Annotated in this window: 15 protein-coding genes; 13 read left to right on the top strand and 2 right to left on the bottom strand. The window is 31.7% G+C overall.

Annotation, left to right across the window (positions count from 1 at the left end):
• Positions 1-41 precede the first annotated feature (41 nt).
• From APR43_RS10805 to APR43_RS10760, 10 genes are all read left to right on the top strand, one after another.
• Positions 42-1,091: a glycosyltransferase gene (locus APR43_RS10805; protein ID WP_053472452.1), complete on the top strand. Its 1,050-nt coding sequence runs from the start codon at positions 42-44 to the stop codon at positions 1,089-1,091.
• A 31-nt stretch (positions 1,092-1,122) separates the two neighbouring features.
• Positions 1,123-1,893, top strand: coding sequence for a hypothetical protein (locus APR43_RS10800; RefSeq protein WP_053472401.1), 771 nt, complete (start codon positions 1,123-1,125; stop codon positions 1,891-1,893).
• A 155-nt stretch (positions 1,894-2,048) separates the two neighbouring features.
• A complete protein-coding gene (locus tag APR43_RS10795; protein WP_053472402.1) occupies positions 2,049-3,152 on the top strand; it encodes a pyridoxal phosphate-dependent aminotransferase in 1,104 nt (367 codons plus the stop codon).
• A 90-nt stretch (positions 3,153-3,242) separates the two neighbouring features.
• Positions 3,243-4,256 (top strand): UDP-N-acetylmuramate dehydrogenase, encoded by a 1,014-nt coding sequence (murB, locus tag APR43_RS10790; protein WP_053472403.1) that lies wholly within the window; start codon positions 3,243-3,245, stop codon positions 4,254-4,256.
• A gap of 38 nt (positions 4,257-4,294) precedes the next feature.
• Complete coding sequence (locus APR43_RS24320) at positions 4,295-4,795, top strand: hypothetical protein (RefSeq protein WP_123959136.1); 501 nt, start codon at positions 4,295-4,297, stop codon at positions 4,793-4,795.
• Between the two features lie 179 nt (positions 4,796-4,974).
• Entirely contained in the window at positions 4,975-5,589 is a 615-nt protein-coding gene (locus APR43_RS10780; protein ID WP_053472405.1) for an FMN-binding negative transcriptional regulator, read from the top strand.
• A gap of 84 nt (positions 5,590-5,673) precedes the next feature.
• Positions 5,674-6,780, top strand: coding sequence for a glycosyltransferase (locus APR43_RS10775; RefSeq protein ID WP_053472406.1), 1,107 nt, complete (start codon positions 5,674-5,676; stop codon positions 6,778-6,780).
• Positions 6,771-7,322, top strand: a complete 552-nt coding sequence (locus tag APR43_RS10770; RefSeq protein ID WP_053472407.1) for an RNA polymerase sigma factor — start codon at positions 6,771-6,773, stop codon at positions 7,320-7,322. Before APR43_RS10775 ends, APR43_RS10770 begins: the two co-directional genes overlap by 10 nt.
• Before the next feature lie 156 nt (positions 7,323-7,478).
• Positions 7,479-8,315: an energy transducer TonB gene (locus APR43_RS10765; protein ID WP_053472408.1), complete on the top strand. Its 837-nt coding sequence runs from the start codon at positions 7,479-7,481 to the stop codon at positions 8,313-8,315.
• A gap of 175 nt (positions 8,316-8,490) precedes the next feature.
• Positions 8,491-8,871 carry a PH domain-containing protein gene (locus APR43_RS10760; protein WP_012022332.1) on the top strand — a complete coding sequence of 127 codons (381 nt, stop codon included), beginning with the start codon at positions 8,491-8,493 and terminating at the stop codon, positions 8,869-8,871.
• Between the two features lie 55 nt (positions 8,872-8,926).
• Here APR43_RS10760 and APR43_RS10755 read toward each other — a convergent pair whose 3' ends face one another.
• Positions 8,927-9,784 carry a M48 family metalloprotease gene (locus APR43_RS10755; RefSeq protein ID WP_053472409.1) on the bottom strand — a complete coding sequence of 286 codons (858 nt, stop codon included), beginning with the start codon at positions 9,782-9,784 and terminating at the stop codon, positions 8,927-8,929.
• Between the two features lie 199 nt (positions 9,785-9,983).
• On the bottom strand, positions 9,984-10,859 hold the full coding sequence (locus APR43_RS10750) for a M48 family metalloprotease (protein ID WP_053472410.1): 876 nt from the start codon (positions 10,857-10,859) through the stop codon (positions 9,984-9,986).
• 304 nt (positions 10,860-11,163) lie between these two features.
• Between APR43_RS10750 and lipA the strand changes: the two genes are divergently transcribed.
• The 3 genes from lipA to APR43_RS10735 all read left to right on the top strand — a co-directional run bounded on the left by lipA (position 11,164) and on the right by APR43_RS10735 (position 15,301).
• Positions 11,164-12,030 (top strand): lipoyl synthase, encoded by an 867-nt coding sequence (gene lipA / locus APR43_RS10745; protein ID WP_053472411.1) that lies wholly within the window; start codon positions 11,164-11,166, stop codon positions 12,028-12,030.
• 73 nt (positions 12,031-12,103) lie between these two features.
• Entirely contained in the window at positions 12,104-13,102 is a 999-nt protein-coding gene (gap, locus tag APR43_RS10740) for a type I glyceraldehyde-3-phosphate dehydrogenase (RefSeq protein WP_053472412.1), read from the top strand.
• A 27-nt stretch (positions 13,103-13,129) separates the two neighbouring features.
• Positions 13,130-15,301 (top strand): ATP-binding protein, encoded by a 2,172-nt coding sequence (locus APR43_RS10735; RefSeq protein ID WP_053472413.1) that lies wholly within the window; start codon positions 13,130-13,132, stop codon positions 15,299-15,301.
• Positions 15,302-15,323 lie beyond the last annotated feature (22 nt).

The raw sequence follows: 15,323 nt of genomic DNA, 5'->3' as shown, positions 1-15,323 counted from the left end.
TTTAATCTGTGAAATCTGTGGCGAAAAAAAAACTCATTTTAATGAAAAGAAAAATACTTTTTCTTGGAGAATCGTACCGCGCCGATGCTATAACATGGATGAAAGGCCTGAAAGAATTTGGCGATTTTGAAATTATCACCTGGGAACTTCAATCTCCGAGTAATTCAAAACTTAACCGATTCAAACGTATTTTAGAATATTTCTTCGCTCCTGTTTCTATTCGAACAATAATCAAAAATGAAAAACCGGACATGGTTATTGCGGAAAGAACTACAAGTTACGGATTTCTTGCTGCTTTGTCCGGTTCAAAAACTATTGCAATCGCACAACAAGGCCGAACTGATTTATGGCCGGAAGATTCTGTTTTATATCCATTTAAAAAGTTCATTCAGAAATATGCTTTCAAAAAAGCACATTTAATTCATGCTTGGGGACCAGTTATGACGATTTCTATGAAAGAAATTGGCGTTGACATGAACAAAGTTTTGGTTCTTCCGAAAGGAATTGATTTATCACTTTTTACAGCTTCAACAAACCATTCCAATAAAATTGAAGCAATTGTAACGCGTTCGCTACAGCCGGAATATCGACATGATTCTATTTTAAAAGCATTTGGTATTTTACATCAAAAGGGAATTGATTTTTCGCTGACAATTGTTGGCGATGGAACAAGATTGCAATTTTTGAAAGATTTAGCCAAAGAACTGCAAATCGAAAACAAAGTAATTTTTACGGGAAGAATCCCAAATACTGAACTTCCTAAATTATTACAGCAATCGAATATTTATATCAGCATGCCAATTACCGAAGGCGTTTCGGCATCTTTATTTGAAGCTATGGCTTGCAATTGTTATCCTGTAGTTTCTGATATTGCAGGAAATCAAAGCTGGATTACGCATCGTCAAAACGGGCAATTAATTGAAATTGACAACATTGAAATACTTTCCAATGAATTAATCTGGTCTTTTGAAAATCCTGAATCCCGAAATGAGGCCATTATTCGAAATAGAAAATTTGTAGAGGAAAATGCTAATTACGATATTAATATGAAGGTTATTGCTGATAAGTATCATGAGTTGCTGAACAAATAAAATCTTATTTCTATATAAAATCACAAGATAAATGAGTGGATATTACAACTATTATAAAGTCGACAAGAATAAAACATCCGTTACATTATTATCAAAACTGAATGATATAAAATTGCAACCTAAACAATTATATCATTTTAAAGACAAACAAATTACCAACTTCAGAGATTATGTAATTGAAATAACCCAAAATTCAATTTTTACAAAAATTTCATTTGAACAATTAATTTTCAAAGTAAAAACAGATTTTTACAAAATTAACCCTTCTGAATTTGAGATGATAATGGATTGGGTACATAAATATTATAATGATAATGAAGACATTGATAAATTTCTTATTGAATTAGGCTTAGAAGAAATTGAGTCATTTAACACTAAATTCGAAAATGATTTATTCTTTTTTGGCATCAATGGTATAAACAACTACTATAGCACAATTAAAAAAGACAATTTTTGGAAAGAATTAGATACTCTTTCAAATGCAGAAGAAATGAATTTAGTATTAGATTTTTTAACCTTCTTAATGATTAAGTTTATAATTTCTAACACAGAAACTAATACAAAAGAACAGTTTGAATTAATAAACAAGCTAGAAAATGTAGAAGGAAAAACAGAACTAAAAGAAGCTGCATGTTTATTTTTTGAGACTTTAAAAGACATGAATAGTGATTATTCAAAAATGTACAGTGATTCAATTCATTATTTCAGCCAAAATGCAGAATCTCTTTTATCAAAAATAGAAGATTTCCAAGCCGGTATAGCAAATTATAATGGTGTAATTTTTATAGAAGCCTGTTTTTAACAAAAAAAGCTTTCAGGCATTCCCGCAATAAAAACCAAGCTTAGCGAACTTTGCGTAAACTTTGTGTCTTTGCGGTTAAAAAACCTTCGTAACTTTTCTTCAATCTCAACGACATACTATTATAATGGATTGTGTAATTTAATTCTTAAAATAATATGAGCAATAGAAGAAATTGGTTAAAACAAGTAGGTTTAGGCACAATAGGATTAGGTTTAACTTCATTTGAAGCATTTGCAAATCCTTCGCCAGAAAATTATATTTCTTTAGATGCAGACAAATCTCCTATATTATTACGATCCAATGAAAATCCTTATGGACCTTCTCCACTCGCTCGCTCTGCCATGCAAAAAAGCATCAATAATAGCAATCGATACGGCTGGAATCTTTCGGGAGAATTAATTTCTCTTATTGCAAAAAAGAATAATGTTTCTGATAATAATATTTTATTAGGTGCCGGTTCAACAGAAATTTTAGATTTAGTTCTTCAATATACTGCTTTAAAAAAGGGAAATTACATACTTGCAGAAACAACCTTTAACTATTGGACATTTCCTTCTGAAAAATTAGGGATAAAAAAAATTACGGTTCCGTTAACTGCAGACAAAAAGCATGATTTAGCGGCAATGTTAAAAGCAATTGATTCAGACACAAAAATGATTTATATCTGTAATCCCAATAATCCAACAGGTACAATATGCGATCACGAACAATTGGTTTCTTTTGTAAAAGAAGCATCTAAAAATGCCATTGTTTTTGTAGATGAAGCTTATATCGATTTCACAAAAGAGCAATCATTAAGCAGTCTTGTAATGGAAAACAAAAATTTAATTATCACTAAAACCTTTTCAAAAATGCATGGTTTAGCTGGCGCGCGTATCGGTTATGCCATTGCGGCATCATCAACTATTGACGAACTCAGTGCTTTAAAATCATCTCCAAATTTATCAGTTAGTGTGGTATCAACAGCTGCGGCTATGGCATCCTTAAATGATGAAAAGTTTATTAAGGAAGTTTATTCTTTAAATGAAGAAGTTAAGAAATATACAATTGACCAACTTACACAGCTTAACTTAACCTGCATTCCGTCTTATTCCAATTTTATTTATTTTTCTCTTGAAAATTATAAAAAGGATTTCTTTAAACAATTAGAAGCCAACAATATTGAGGGAACCAAAATCTATGAAGAAAACGGAAAATGGACGAGAATTACTATTGGAACAATGAAAGAAATGCAGCAATTTATTGAGGCAATAAAGTAAATTCGCTTAAAAAGACTTTCTGATGTCAAAACTCAATTGAAATAAATTATAATCCTTACTTTTGACCTCAGATTAAAAAGCCTTTTACACATGCATATCCAATCCAATTTTTCTTTAAAAAACTATAATACTTTCGGTATTGAAGCTAAAGCCAAAAAATTTGTCGCAGTACATTCTGTTGAAGAACTGAAAATTATTTTAGAAGAAAACAAAAACGAGAAGAAATTTATTCTTGGCGGCGGGAGCAATATGCTTTTAACAAAAGATATTGATGCATTGGTCATTCATATCGATTTAAAAGGAAAAAAAATCATTAAGGAAGATGATGATTTTGTTTGGGTTGAAAGTCAGGCTGGGGAAACCTGGCATGATTTCGTGCTTTGGACAATCGACAATAATTTTGGCGGATTAGAAAATATGTCCCTAATTCCGGGAAATGTCGGTACAACTCCAGTTCAAAATATTGGTGCTTACGGAACTGAAATCAAAGATACTTTCGTTTCCTGCGAAGCAATGAACATTGAAACACAGGAAATAAAAACTTTTGCCAATTCTGAATGTAATTTCGGTTATCGCGAAAGTATTTTTAAACATGAAGTAAAAGATCAATTTATTATTACTTCGGTAATTTATAAATTGACAAAACGCAATCATAAAATCAATACATCTTACGGAGATATTTTGGCTGAACTGGCTAAGAATAATATTTCTGAACCTACTTTAAAAGATGTAAGCAACGCTGTAATTGCTATCAGACAAAGCAAATTACCTGATCCAAAAGAATTAGGAAACAGCGGCAGTTTCTTTAAAAACCCCATTTTATTGAAATCTGATTTCGAAAAAATTCATCAAAAATTCCCTGAAATGAAGTTTTACGAAGTTTCACCAACCGAAGTAAAAGTTCCTGCGGGATGGCTTATTGAACAGGCAGGCTTTAAAGGAAAACGTTTTGGCGATGCGGGAGTTCATAAAAATCAGGCTTTGGTTTTAGTAAATTACGGAAATGCAACAGGTCGGGAAATTTTAGATGTTTCGAAACAAGTCCAGCAAACCGTTTTCGAAATCTTTGGCATTCAAATTGAAGCTGAAGTAAATGTTATCTAAAAAAACTCAGACTTTACCAGCTTACCAACCAAACCTTAATGAAAGAATTAAATATCAAAGTTATCTTGCTCCAAATATTCGGATTGATTTTCCTGATAAATGGTATTCTGCAGCTTAGATTTTACACCGTATCGGAAAAAATCATCTGGGCAGAAACACATTCACAATACCAACATTCGCAATATTGGAACAAATTATTACCCACAAATGAAGGCATTTTCAACTTTTGGCCTAGCGTATACGTTTGGATATTTTTAGGTTCATTAATAGGTATTTGCACACTTGCTTTTATAAACTGGAAAAGTAAACTTTCATCACTTAATACAATTATAGTGGCAATTGTATTGTACATTCTTTTAAGGGTTAAGTTTTTCAGAAAAGAAATAATATCCCAATTATTCCGCCCCATAAGAACTTTTTGCTCTGACGATTTTGGAACACAATGCCTGATCGAAGGCGTAATTTTTACTTTTATTGGAGTTACTATTTTATATCTAAGCGTAATTCAGATTTATTTGAACTCAAAAAAAACGAACTGAATTTTATATTGATGATTAAAAAATCTTCCTTATAAATTAACACATCAAAAACCGAAAAAGTTACAGAAAGTACCTTTGAATTATCCGCAAATCTTTATCTTCGTTTTGAAAACTTTAAGAACTCATATTGATGCTGAAGTGAATGCATCACAAAGAAATCTTGAAAATAAATTCTCAAAATGTACACACCTGAGCTATATAAAGATGAAGATCCGGAATCAATCAGAACTTTTTTAAAAGAGAATAGTTTTGGGATTCTGATCAATCAGACTAACGGGAAATTATGTGCCACGCATATTCCGATAGAACTGGAAATTAATGCTGATGGAAAAGAAATCCTGCAGGGACATATTTCTAAACTGAATCCGCAAGCTGAAGGTTTTGCAGAAAACGATCAGGTTTTGGCCGTATTTACAGGTCCGCATAGTTATATTTCATCCTCTTGGTACGATCATGAAAATGTACCAACATGGAATTATATAGCCGTACATGTTTATGGAAGAATTAAGATTGTAGATTACACTACATCTGTAGAACAGCTGAAAAAACTTGTTGACAAATACGAAGCAAATTCTAAAAATCCTGTTCGTGTTGAAGATTTATCTGTAAAAACAATGCGCGAAGCCAGAGGGATTTTTGGTTTTGAAATAGAAATTGGTGAAATTCAGGCTACCAAAAAATTGTCTCAAAACCGCGATGATCATAATTATAAAAACATAATTTCGGAACTGGAAAAAACAGAAAACCCTCAGTCTATTGCAATTGCAAAAGAAATGTCAAAGTGCCGAAAGTAAATTGATATTAAACATTGAAAATTAGGAATTCATAACTACCTTTGTTCTCGCAAAATTTGGAACATTAACAGACATTAAAACCATATGCTTATAATTTTACTTTACTTTTTTATTGCTATTGTTTTTATTCAGCTTTTCTATTATTTAGGAATTTTTGGAAAATTTGCTTTTGCTAAACCTCAAGATGTTACGCCAAAGAATATTCCGGTTTCTGTTATTGTATGTGCAAAAAATGAAGAAGAAAACGTAAAGAAATTTATTCCTTTATTAGCAGAGCAAAATTATCCTGATTTTGAAATTGTTTTAATAGACGATGCATCAAGTGATGAAACGCTTGAAGTATTTGAAGAATTTGAGCAAAAATATCCCAACATTCGCCTTGTTAAAGTTGAAAATAATGAAGCTTTTTGGGGAAATAAAAAATACGCTTTAACATTAGGAATCAAAGCAGCAAAAAAAGATTACTTACTTTTTACAGATGCAGATTGTTATCCAACTTCAAAAGACTGGATTACATCAATGACTTCACAATTTGATACAGAAAAAACTATTGTTTTAGGTTACGGAGGTTATGAAAAAATAGAAAATTCTTTATTAAATAAAATTATTCGTTTTGAAACCATATTAACTGCTGTTCAATATTTTTCGTGGGCAAAAGCCGGACTTCCGTATATGGGAGTTGGACGAAATTTAGCGTACAAAAAAGAGGAGTTTTTTAATGTAAATGGTTTTATTGATCATATTCAGGTTCGTTCCGGCGATGATGATTTGTTTATCAATCAGGCGGCAAACAAATTAAATACTACAATATCGTATACGCCGGAAAGTTTTACGTATTCAAAACCAAAAGAATCTTTTAAAGACTGGTTTACACAAAAAAGAAGACACGTTTCTACGGCTGAGCATTATAAGTTTTTTGATAAATTTCAATTGGGACTTTTCTATTTTTCACAATTATTTTTCTTTTTATCAGTTATAATTCTGCTGGCGTTTCAATTTCAATGGATTGCTGTTGTAGCAATTTTAGCAACACGTTATACTGTAGTTTGGACTGTAATTGGTTTTTCTGCAGGAAAACTTAAAGAAAATGATATTAAAATTTGGTTTCCAGTATTAGAAATTGTGCTTATTGTAACGCAAATTAATATCTTTATAACTAATATTTTTTCAAAACCTGTATATTGGAAATAAATTCTAAAATAGAAAAAGCAAAAAAAGGTGACCAGGTCGCCTTTACTTTTTTATTAGATTATTTCTGGAATGAAGTCTATGGCTTTATGCTTAAACGTACAGAAAATGAAACTACCGCAGAAGATATTACTATTGAAACTTTCTCAAAAGCTTTTGATAAAATAGGTTCTTATAACCCGGAATTTCAGTTCAACACTTGGTTAATTGCGATTGCAAAAAATGTCTATATTGATTTATTACGTAAAAAGAAAACCAATCTTTTTATAGAAATCACTGATACTGAAGACCAACAGGCATACAATATTGCCGACACTACTCCATCTGCAGAAGATGCATTAATTAAAGAGCAAAACCTCTCCCGTTTGCTTTTATGCATCAAAGAATTAAAACCCCATTATCAGGAAGTAATTCAGCTTCGCTACTTTCAGGAAATGTCCTATCAGGAAATTGCTGACAAAATTAATGAGCCTCTAAGCAACGTAAAGGTCAAATTACTTCGTGCTAAAAAATTATTGGCAGAAATCATCGAACGTAATAGATAATTTATTATCTTTAAGAAAAGAATAAGATATAATCATATTTTTTCTTAAAAAAATAATTTATTCACACACTAAAACAACAACTTCTACGTTGTTTGCTTAAACCCAATTCACTATCGCGTATGATTTAAAGTTACTTAACCTTAAAATCCAAAAATCATGACTAAATTAAGCATCTATGAAAACAAGTGGATCGACCTTGTTTTCGAAAACAAAAACAAAGAATACGGAGCGTACCAATTACGCCAGGAAAATTCTAAAACAACAGTTACGGCACTATTTATGGCCTTGTTGTTACTAACCGCCATAGGAAGTGTATCGATGCTGCTTAATAAATTTAGAACAATTGACCCTGTTGAGACTGAGCCTGTTCCTATTACACCTCTTACTTTAACTGATGTTGATCCAATAGTGGTTCCAAAAACAAAGGATCCTGTTGCACCACCAATGAAATCAACACCACCGGCAGCAACAGCGCCAGTAACGTCAAGTCAATTAACAAATCCGGTTATAGTACCTACAGATCAGGCCACACAAACTATCGCTGCTAACGTGGACAATACTCCTCATGTAGACAATGCAGTAGGAACAGATGGACCTGGTACAAATGTATTACCTGGAAATACTGGCGGAGAACCTGCAATTGCTAATACTGGTGATACTGGAACTACGATTGTTAACGTATCAGTTTTAGACAAATTACCAGAGTTCCCTGGAGGAATTAAAAAGTTTTATACTTATGTTGGCAACAATTTTACAAAACCAGAATTGGATGCTGAAAAAACATTACGTGTGTATGTTTCATTTGTAATCGAAAAAGACGGTACAATGACTGACATTATTGTTAAAAATGATCCAGGATTTGGAATGGGAAAAGAAGCTGTTAGAGTTTTAAAATCTTTGAAAACAAAATGGGCTCCAGGAATATTAGCTGGAAAACCAGTTCGTACAGCGTACAATCTTCCAATAACAATACAAACAGGACAAACTGAATAAAAATAAAATATATAAAAAGAAAAGCAGAATTTAGGTTCTGCTTTTTTTATGGCTAAAAATAACCTTCAGCTTAATTTTCTTAATCTCTTAATGGTTATAAAACTTTTTTATTCTTCATTTTAGTTATTTTTACAAGATATTTTAAAGACAATTAATCAATTAAAAATAAAAAGAAATGGGAATATTTTCAGCTCTTATGGGCAATGCCGGTACAGTAAGTCAGGAAGATTTACTTAAAAAATACGGTCAGCTTTTGACAGATAACGAAGAAATTGAAATGGGTTTTAAACTTATTCGTGATACTTTTATCTTCACCAATAAAAGATTAATCTTAGTTGATGTACAAGGATTAACAGGAAGCAAAACTGAATATAAATCTATTGCTTACAAAAGTATTACGCGTTTTAGTGTAGAAACTGCGGGAACATTTGATCTTGATGCTGAATTAAAAATTTGGGTTTCAAGCGAATTAAATCCAAGTATTGTAAAACAATTCAATAAATCGGTAAACGTATACGATGTGCAAAAAGTTTTAGCACATCATGTTTTAGGTTAATTTAGAAATAAAAAACGGCAGATTTAAATCTGCCGTTTTTACTTTATGTCAAAAACTACTTTTTCTTCTTTGTAGTCGTTTTTTTCGTTGTTGTCTTTTTAGGAACTGTATTATCGATTTTTTGCTGAACGTATGGTTTGTAAACTCCATCTTTTTCTGCTCTTGCTTTTGCATCATCTGCTCTTTTCTTAGAGTCAGGATGTGAACTCATCATTTGATCGATAAATGAAGCTTCTGCACCTTCACTCATTTTAGCTAAAATCCTAAAAGCAGATTCTTCTGCATTTACATTATAACCGTTTTTCTTTAAAAAGTTATAAGAATATAAATCAGCCTCAGTTTCTTGTTTACGGCTGTGTTTGCTATCGATTAAAGCACTTCCAATTTTTCCTAACTGACTATCTGTTACTGCAGAAATTTTAGCAGATTGTGATGATGCACCATCAATTAAAGCTTCTTTTTGGTAAGCCGCACGCATTGCATCTCTTGAATCATTATTAGCAACGTGTCCAATTTCGTGACCAATTACAGCTAACAATTCGTTATCATCCATAATATCCATTAATCCTGAATATACACGAACACTTCCGTCAGCGGTTGCAAAAGCATTTACTTCTTTTAGTTTATAAACTTTATAATTTAAAGTAAAACCATCGCCTGCTGTATGTTTTCCAAAAACCCTGTTTAATCGCAAAGTATAACCATCAGTTGCTGGCGCTACCTGATTAGTAGAGTCTAATTTTCTAACTGCTTCTTTAGATAATGCTGCTGCATCTGCATTTGTTAAAGTGAAAGCTGCCACACCTTTTTGAACTGCTCCTATCGCCTTTTCACCAAAATTAATCTGTGCATTCATTTTTGTAAAACCAAATGCTGTAAATATTAGTCCTACTATTATAAATCTTTTTTTCATGTTTTTATAATTACAATTTAACAACAAATGTAAATAACATAATGCTATTTCATTTCACACAAAGTTTATTTTTTTAACAAATTAAAGATATGAATTTTAAATGAGCTATTTAGCAATATTGTAGGTGTTTCTGATATAACGATCAAAAAAAAAACCGGTAAATTCTGTAGAATTACCGGTTTTACTTTTTACACAAAAATTACTTCTTTTTTGTTGTTGTTTTTTTAGCAGTTGCTTTTGCTGGCGCTTTCGTTGTTGTTTTTGCAGGTGCAGTATTTACAATTTTCTGCTGTACATACTCTTTATACAAACCATCTTTTACTGCTCTTTTTTTAGCATCATCGGCTCTTTTTCCAGAATCAGGATGTGAACTCATCATTTTGGTAATAAAAGATGCCTCTGCACTTTCACTTAAATTTTGCAAAATTCTAAAAGCAGATTCTACAGCATTCACATCATAACCATTTTTTTTCATAAAATCATATGAAAATGTATCTGCCTGAGATTCTTGTTTTCTACTGTGTTTGCTGTCGATCATTGCGCTTCCTATTTTTCCTAATTGAGATCCTGTAAGCGTCTCAATTTTCCCTGATTGTGATGAAGCGGCATCTAACAAAGCTTCTTTTTTATAAGCTGCTTTAATAGCATCTCTTGTATCATGATTCACTACGTGACCTATTTCATGTCCAATAACGGCAAGTAATTCATTATCATCCATAATATCCATTAAACCTGCAAATACACGAACACTTCCATCTGCACAAGCAAAAGCATTAATATCTTTTACTAAGTAAACTTTATAATTTAAAGTAACTCCTTCACTTGAAGTATGTTTTCCAAATAAACGATTTAAACGAATCGAATAACCATCTGTTGCTGCGGCAACAGGATTATTTGCATCCATTTCAGCAATCGATTCTTTTGCTAAAGCTGCAGCATCTGCATCGCTAAAAGTAAATCCTGAAACTCCTTTACCTAAAGCTCCCATAGTTTTATCTGAAAGTATTTGTGCATCCATTTTAGTAAAACCAAAAGCTGCAAATAAAATTCCTAATACAATAAATTTCTTTTTCATGTCTTTTCTAAACTATTATTAAATTAACAGCAAAAATATTACAGCGTAAATCTTTTATTATCTAAAAAAGCCAAATTTGCAACAGATTAAGGTTAAATGTGAAATTTTAAAAAATATTAGTCTTACTATCAAAATCTTAAGTAAAAATTAAAAAGATAAGCTTAAAACGTATTTATAGTCAAACTATTAATACTTGAACTTCATAATCCTAAATGACATTAGGAGATATGAAAAGTAAACGAAAAGTAAATTAGCATCTCCAAATAAACAACATTCCGTATCTTTGTATTCAGATTTATGATATATGGAAACAGTCATTGAAAACATACCGCCTGCAAAACCGAAATGGTTAAAGGTAAAATTACCAATTGGACAAAAATATACTGAACTACGCGGTTTAGTTGATAAATACAGCTTAAATACGATCTGTACTTCTGGAAGCTGCCCTAATATGGGAGAATGCTGGGGAGAAGGAACAGCAACTTTCATGATTTTAGGAAATGTCTGCACCCGTTCCTGCGGTTTTTGCGGTGTTAAAACCGGACGCCCGGAAACGGTAGATTGGGACGAACCTGAAAAAGTAGCTCGTTCTATAAAAATCATGAATATTAAACACGCTGTAATTACAAGTGTTGACAGAGATGATTTAAAAGACGGAGGTTCTATCATTTGGATAGAAACTGTAAAAGCAATCCGTAGAATGAACCCAAATACTACTCTTGAAACTTTGATTCCGGACTTTCAGGGAATTGAAAGAAATATTGACAGAATTGTGGAAGCAAATCCTGAAGTAGTTTCTCATAATGTTGAAACTGTTCGTCGTTTAACACGCGAAGTTCGTATTCAGGCAAAATATGATCGCAGTTTAGAAGTTTTACGTTATTTAAAAGAAAAAGGAATAAACAGAACTAAATCTGGAATCATGCTTGGCCTTGGAGAAACTGAAGAAGAGGTTTACCAAACAATGAGAGATTTACGTAATGCAAATGTTGATGTGGTTACTATTGGCCAATATTTACAGCCAAGTAAAAAACATTTACCTGTAAAAGAATTTATCACGCCTGAGTTATTTGCCAAATACGAAAAATTTGGTCTTGAATTAGGATTTCGTCATGTCGAAAGCGGACCTCTTGTTCGTTCTTCATACAAAGCACAAAAACATATTTTATAAAAAGTTTAATTGTTTAATCGTTTAATTGTCAAACCGATTAAACGGTTAAACGATTCAACAAATAAACAAAACATTGAAAACAAGAATTGCTATTAATGGTTTTGGAAGAATTGGAAGAAATTTATTCCGCCTTCTTATAAATCATCCTGAAATTGAAGTTGTTGCAATTAATGATATTGCAGATAACAAAACAATGTCACATTTAATAAAATACGACAGTATACATGGAATTCTGCCTTTTGCTGTAAGTTATGATGAAACAGGAATTATTGTAAACGAAAAGCATTTTTTATTTTTTCACGAAAAAAGCATTTCTAATTTAGACTGGAAAAGTCATTCAATAGATTTTGTAATTGAATCGACCGGAAAATATAAAACGCATGAAGAATTAAATGCACATATAGAAGCCGGGGGAAAGAAAGTGATACTTTCTGCACCATCAGAAGTTGATACGATTAAAACAGTAGTTCTTGGAGTTAATGAAAACATATTAGACGGAACAGAAAATATTGTTTCAAATGCAAGCTGTACAACAAATAACGCTGCTCCAATGATAAAAATCATTGAAGAATTGTGCGGAATTGAGCAGGCTTACATTACAACGATACATTCTTACACAACAGACCAAAGTCTTCACGACCAGCCGCATAAGGATTTACGCAGGGCCAGAGGCGCAAGTCAGTCGATTGTTCCAACAACTACAGGTGCAGCTAAGGCATTAACAAAAATTTTTCCTAAATTGCATGAGAAAATCGGAGGCTGTGGCATTCGTGTTCCAGTTCCAGATGGTTCATTAACAGACATCACGTTCAATGTTAAGCGTGCTGTTACGATTGAAGAAATTAACATTGCATTTCAAAAAGCCTCAAAAACAAATTTAAAAGGAATATTAGATTACACAGAAGATCCTATCGTTTCTGTTGATATAATTGGCAATACGCATTCGTGCTTATTCGATGCACAATTAACTTCTGTCATTGATAAAATGGTAAAAGTTGTGGGTTGGTATGATAATGAAATTGGCTATTCATCAAGATTGATTGATTTGATTTTACTGATAAGGAAAACATAAGAATTCATTGTAAATGCTCTGCCATACATGAAGTACTATCTTTTATCTGTTGTTTGTTTTTTTAATTCATTTTTGTATTCTCAAATCAAACAGAATACAGATAGTGTTTCCTATTATAATAAACTGGCCAATAAAAAATTAAACAGTAAAGAGTACAATGAGGCTGTTTTTTACACTAAAAAATCAATTGATTTTTGCGAAACTAATAACATTCCTGAAAATTTAGCCAACCAGACTTTTAAGCTTGGAAAAATTTACTACAATCAGCGGAAGTACGACGAAGCATTAAAAAACTTTCATAAAAGTGTTTCATCCTTTGACAGCCTAAAACCAACTTGTACCAAAATCTTAGCCTTACAATATATTGGCGCTGTAAATACTGCAAAAGGCGACTATAAAACGGCAGATGTTTATTATGCAAAAGCCCAAAAACTTCTAAAACAGCTTGGTATTGTTGATAGTTCTGAAATTTTAGACTATCAAAAAGCAATTGCATTTAAAACAAATAAAAACTTTTATCAAGCGACCAATACCTTCCGAAAAATTATCAAAAAACCGGATAATCCATTGATCTTAGAAACCAAAAGTGATTCTTATTATCAACTTGGATTAATTGAAACACAGCTTAAACGGAATGATTCTGCTATGATTTATTTTGAAAAAGCGCTTGATTATACAGAGAAAACAAATAATCTTTCGCAAAAATCAAAAATAACTTTAGCAATAAGTCAATACTACAAACAAAACAAAAATTTTGATTTAGCCTATTCTTATTTGGACGAGCATTATCAATTAGAAAATTATATTCTAAAATTAAAAAATGCCAAAATAGATTTCAACGAATTTCAAAAATTCAAAAAAAATCAAACCTTAAACAATACACTTAAACGGGAAAGCGAAGAAAAAATCCAGCTTAAAACGTATCGCTATTCTAAACTAGTTAGTATTTTGGCGATTGCCTTAATTTCGATTTTATCTCTTTTGAGTTTGGCTTTATACAAAAACAATATTATTCGTAATCAGAATAATTTGCTTTTAAGAGAAAAAAACAAAGAACTTATCCTGGCAAAAAATAAAGCCGAAAAAGCCTCGAAAGCAAGATCAGAATTTTTATCAACCGTAAGTCACGAGCTGCGGACGCCGCTAAATGCAATTAACGGAATCACGCATTTACTTCTTGAAGATAACCCGAAAAAAACACAGTTAAAATATTTAGAATCTCTAAAATTCTCCGGAAATTATCTTACTACTTTTATAAACGAAATTCTTGAAATTAATAAAATTGATTCGACTAAAGTTGAAGTTGAAAATATTAGTTTTAATTTAAAAGAATTGCTTTTTAATATTCAAAGCTCTCTAAAAGAACTGGCAACGGCTAATAAAAACTATTTCAATCTTGAAATAGACGATGCAATTCCAGACAACTTAATTGGCGATCCAACCAAATTATCTCAAATTATATTAAACCTGATTAACAATGCATTAAAATTTACTCAAAACGGAAATGTAAATGTAATTGCTAAACTATTTGGACAGGAAGATGAAAATGCAACCGTTTATTTTGAAATAGTTGATACCGGAATTGGTATTCCCGAAGATAAACTGCAAACCGTTTTCGAAAGTTTTTCTCAAGGTTCTATAGAAGTGAACCGAAAATACGGCGGTACAGGATTAGGTCTTACTATTGTTAAAAAATTAATCGAACTTTTAGGAGGTGAAATCAAACTAAAAAGTGAAGTTGGCAAAGGATCAACTTTTACTTTCAAACTAAATTTTAAAATTAATAACGAACCTTTGGAAGCTGTTACAGAAGAAAAACCATATAACGACAAACAATTAAAACACAAGTCTATTTTACTGATTGAGGACAACAAAATCAATCAAATGATTACGCGTAAAATGCTTGAAAACAAAATGATTACCTGCGAAATTATCGATAATGGCGAAGATGCTGTCGAACTTTTAAAAGTAAAACGTTTTGATATGATTTTAATGGATGTGCATTTGCCTGGAATTAACGGAACTACAGCAACGCAGCATATTAGAGATTTCGACAAAACAACTCCTATTATTGCCTTGACGGCTATTTCGCTTGACGAAAACAGAGATATGCTTTTATCTTTTGGAATGAACGATGTAATTACAAAACCTTTTGTTCCTGACGAATTTTACAGTACAATTGCTAAGTTTTTTGATTGATCTAAAAGGGCTAAGATTCTGA

Source organism: Flavobacterium sp. NLM, from assembly GCF_002210235.1.
In the GTDB taxonomy this organism is placed as follows: domain Bacteria; phylum Bacteroidota; class Bacteroidia; order Flavobacteriales; family Flavobacteriaceae; genus Flavobacterium; species Flavobacterium panici.
This window is presented reverse-complemented; position numbering and strand designations above follow the sequence as displayed.

Coding starts and splice junctions, on each gene's coding strand:
- APR43_RS10805 (WP_053472452.1), top strand. CDS start 42: ATGAAAAGAAAAATACTTTTTCTTGGAGAATCGTACCGCGCCGATGCT.
- APR43_RS10800 (WP_053472401.1), top strand. CDS start 1,123: ATGAGTGGATATTACAACTATTATAAAGTCGACAAGAATAAAACATCC.
- APR43_RS10795 (WP_053472402.1), top strand. CDS start 2,049: ATGAGCAATAGAAGAAATTGGTTAAAACAAGTAGGTTTAGGCACAATA.
- murB (WP_053472403.1), top strand. CDS start 3,243: ATGCATATCCAATCCAATTTTTCTTTAAAAAACTATAATACTTTCGGT.
- APR43_RS24320 (WP_123959136.1), top strand. CDS start 4,295: ATGAAAGAATTAAATATCAAAGTTATCTTGCTCCAAATATTCGGATTG.
- APR43_RS10780 (WP_053472405.1), top strand. CDS start 4,975: ATGTACACACCTGAGCTATATAAAGATGAAGATCCGGAATCAATCAGA.
- APR43_RS10775 (WP_053472406.1), top strand. CDS start 5,674: ATGCTTATAATTTTACTTTACTTTTTTATTGCTATTGTTTTTATTCAG.
- APR43_RS10765 (WP_053472408.1), top strand. CDS start 7,479: ATGACTAAATTAAGCATCTATGAAAACAAGTGGATCGACCTTGTTTTC.
- APR43_RS10760 (WP_012022332.1), top strand. CDS start 8,491: ATGGGAATATTTTCAGCTCTTATGGGCAATGCCGGTACAGTAAGTCAG.
- APR43_RS10755 (WP_053472409.1), bottom strand. CDS start 9,784: ATGAAAAAAAGATTTATAATAGTAGGACTAATATTTACAGCATTTGGT.
- APR43_RS10750 (WP_053472410.1), bottom strand. CDS start 10,859: ATGAAAAAGAAATTTATTGTATTAGGAATTTTATTTGCAGCTTTTGGT.
- lipA (WP_053472411.1), top strand. CDS start 11,164: ATGGAAACAGTCATTGAAAACATACCGCCTGCAAAACCGAAATGGTTA.
- APR43_RS10735 (WP_053472413.1), top strand. CDS start 13,130: ATGAAGTACTATCTTTTATCTGTTGTTTGTTTTTTTAATTCATTTTTG.